This window comes from Streptomyces phaeochromogenes, from assembly GCF_001418655.1.
GTDB lineage: Bacteria > Actinomycetota > Actinomycetes > Streptomycetales > Streptomycetaceae > Streptomyces > Streptomyces phaeochromogenes.
In genome coordinates, this window is record NZ_LIQZ01000292.1 from 1 (window position 1) to 3,200 (window position 3,200).

Genomic DNA, 3,200 nt, shown 5'->3' on the forward strand with positions numbered 1-3,200 from the left:
CCCCATGGCCCCCACCGAGCTGGAGGAGCCGGCCGCGCCCGCGCCCTTCGACTCAAGCCCGTTCGCCCGCGAACGGCATGTGTGGCTGGGGCTGCACGCGGCGGCGACGCGGAGCCTGGCGCAGGGCTCGATGATCATCTTCAGTTAGCCCGTCTGTCGTTGGGGCCGCTGTACGGGTGCCACGACGGGTCATGACGGGGCATGACGGTCATGACGTGCAGACGTCGGTCAGTTCGTCGGCGGCGGCGTCGATCCGGCTGGAGTCCGGGCTGGTGTCGCCGTCCAGGATCGCCTTGTTGTAGTCCTTGATGGCGTCGTTGAGGTCGTCGACGGCCTTACCGACCTTGTCGTCGTCGGTCCTGTCGCCGCCCGTCCTGTCGTTGATCCTGTCGAGGTTCTTCTCGATGGTGTCGATGGACGAGTCGGTCCGCGTGGGATCCTTCACCGCGTCCGCACCGGCCTCGTGGATGGCCTTGAGGCTGTCGGCGATCGTGTCGGCGTTCTTGAGGCAGCTCAGCGAGTTGCCGAGGTCGTCGTCCTCGCATCCGGTGAGCAGCCCGGCAGCGAGCGTGACGGCTGCGAGGGTGGTGACGACGGCGACGGTACGGCGTACGGGTACGGGGCGACGGTTCGCGGCCATGGAATGGGCCTTTCCTGGATCGGCTTGTGATGCCGTCCACGATTCCGTCGCGCACGCGCCGCCACGAGGGACCGGCCCCCCGAGTCCGTGGTGTAGCGGGCTACACCATCGACGCCCCGGCGGTCAGCGCAGCTGGGACAGGCCCTTCTGGAGGTCATCGCCGTTCATGATCGGGCAGACCTCGACCTCGGCGTTGAACTCGGTGAGGAACGGCTCGCCGACAGGCGGCAGTTCCGAGCTGTCCTTCATGTCGAAGAACAGGAGGCAGGTACGCCGGCCGCCCAAGGGCGCGAAGTACGCCGCCTCGGGCTTGAGATGGTCCAGGATCTCCTTGATCATCTCCGGCATCTTGCCGCTGCGGATCAGTTCGTTCGACTTCTCCGTGTCCAGAGTGGCCTTGAGCATGACGCGCATCGCGCTCACCTTCTCCTGATCGACGCACGCACGTTTGCACTGTCAGCGTATGCCCGCTATGTGAGGTACGCCCACTCCTGGTCCACCCACGCCAAGGAGGGGCGCCCGGTCGGGCACCCCTCCTCGCGGTCTGCGGTTCCTACTGGACTGCGGTTCCTATTGGGCTGCGGTCCGTACTGGACTGCAGTCCGTACTAGATGACTGCAGTCCGTACTAGATGAACGAGTTGATCTCGATCGTCTCGTCGCGGCCCGGGCCGACGCCGATCGCGGAGATCGGGGCGCCGGACATGTCTTCCAGGGCCTTCACGTAGTCCTGCGCGTTCTTCGGGAGGTCCGCGAAGGTCTTGGCCTTCGTGATGTCCTCCGACCAGCCCGGCAGGGTCTCGTAGATCGGCTTCGCGTGGTGGAAGTCCGTCTGGGAGTACGGGAGTTCCTCGACACGCTTGCCGTCGATCTCGTACGCCACGCAGACCGGGATCTCCTCCCAGCCGGTCAGGACGTCCAGCTTGGTGAGGAAGAAGTCGGTCAGGCCGTTGACGCGCGTCGCGTACCGGGCGATGACCGCGTCGAACCAGCCGCAGCGACGGTCACGGCCGGTGGTGACACCGCGCTCGTGGCCGATGCGGCGCAGGGCCTCGCCGTCCTCGTCGAAGAGTTCGGTCGGGAAGGGACCGGCACCGACACGCGTGGTGTACGCCTTCAGGATGCCGATGACCCGGCTGATCTTCGTGGGGCCGACACCCGAGCCGGTGCAGGCGCCACCGGCGGTCGGGTTGCTGGACGTCACGAAGGGATACGTGCCGTGGTCGATGTCCAGCAGCGTGCCCTGGCCGCCCTCGAAGAGGACCACCTTGTCCTCTTCGAGCGCCTTGTTGAGCACGAGGACCGTGTCGGCGACGTACGGGCGCAGCTTCTCCGCGTACGTCAGCAGTTCCTCGACGACCTGCTCCGACTCGATGGCGCGCCGGTTGAAGACCTTGGTGAGGAGCTGGTTCTTGCCGTCGAGGGCCGCCTCGACCTTCTGCATCAGGATCGACTCGTCGTACAGGTCCTGGACGCGGATGCCGACGCGGTTGATCTTGTCCGCGTACGTCGGGCCGATACCGCGGCCGGTCGTGCCGATCTTCCGCTTCCCGAGGAAGCGTTCCGTCACCTTGTCCACCGTCACGTTGTAGGGCGTGATGATGTGCGCGTTTCCGCTGATGAGGAGTTTGGAGGTGTCGACGCCTCGCTCGTTCAGTCCGTTCAGCTCGGAGAACAGGACCGACGGGTCGACGACGACTCCGTTGCCGATGACCGGAGTACACCCCGGCGAGAGGATTCCGGAAGGGAGGAGGTGGAGGGCGTACTTCTGATCGCCCACGACTACCGTATGGCCGGCGTTGTTGCCGCCCTGGTAGCGCACCACATAGTCCACGGAACCACCGAGCAGGTCGGTGGCCTTTCCCTTGCCTTCGTCACCCCACTGAGCACCGAGCAGCACAAGTGCGGGCACGCGCGTACACCCCTTCCGGGCGGGGCATGTCCAAGGTCGGGGACGTACGCGGCTGGTTCTGGTACGGCTGCGTACGCCGGCGACCACCTTTGGCCGCGACCGTCGGACCGGATGCCCCGGAATAGACGAAGCCCCTGGCGCAATAGCGCAAGGGGCTCTTGCACAAAGATGCTACCCGAGGAAGCGAGGCAGGACCGAGGTGTCGACTTCCGACCAGCTCCTTGTGGTCATCGACCCGGTCGCCCGTCACGGTGACGGTGAGGCGGTGCGGATCGCAAAAGACGTGCTCAGCGCGGGTGCGACGACGAAAGTGTGCCTTCCTGACGGGCCCGAGGAATTCGATCGGGCACTTGCCCGGAGAGGGTCACGACGGCCTGTCGTGATCGGGGACGACCGGGCGCTTTTGCGTGCGGTCTCCGTTTTGTACCGTCGGCGGGAGCTGGCCGGATGTGCACTGTCCCTGGTGCCGGTCGGTGTGAGCGGCGGCGCGCTGTCGCTCGCCCGGGCACTGGGCGTGCCCATAGGTGCCGTCGCGGCGGCCCGCACCGTGCTCGACGGGGCCGAGCGGCGGCTCGATCTCCTGGTGGACGACAGCGACGGGGTGGTGCTGGGGGCGCTACGGATTCCGCCGTTGGCGGGGGGCAGGTGC

4 protein-coding genes are annotated in these 3,200 nt (G+C 66.7%); 1 reads left to right on the plus strand and 3 read right to left on the minus strand.

What is annotated here, in order from left to right; genetic code table 11:
• Positions 1-208: 208 nt before the first annotated feature.
• From AOK17_RS33245 to AOK17_RS33255, 3 genes are all read right to left on the minus strand, one after another.
• Positions 209-640 (minus strand): hypothetical protein, encoded by a 432-nt coding sequence (locus AOK17_RS33245; protein ID WP_055616299.1) that lies wholly within the window; start codon positions 638-640, stop codon positions 209-211.
• Positions 641-763: 123 nt separating this feature from the next.
• Positions 764-1,054, minus strand: coding sequence for a hypothetical protein (locus tag AOK17_RS33250; RefSeq protein ID WP_055616300.1), 291 nt, complete (start codon positions 1,052-1,054; stop codon positions 764-766).
• A 213-nt stretch (positions 1,055-1,267) separates the two neighbouring features.
• Complete coding sequence (locus AOK17_RS33255; protein ID WP_055616301.1) at positions 1,268-2,551, minus strand: adenylosuccinate synthase; 1,284 nt, start codon at positions 2,549-2,551, stop codon at positions 1,268-1,270.
• 199 nt (positions 2,552-2,750) lie between these two features.
• Between AOK17_RS33255 and AOK17_RS33260 the strand changes: the two genes are divergently transcribed.
• Positions 2,751-3,200, plus strand: a 450-nt coding sequence (locus tag AOK17_RS33260) for a diacylglycerol kinase family protein (RefSeq protein ID WP_483855183.1), incomplete at its 3' end; no start/stop codon positions are given.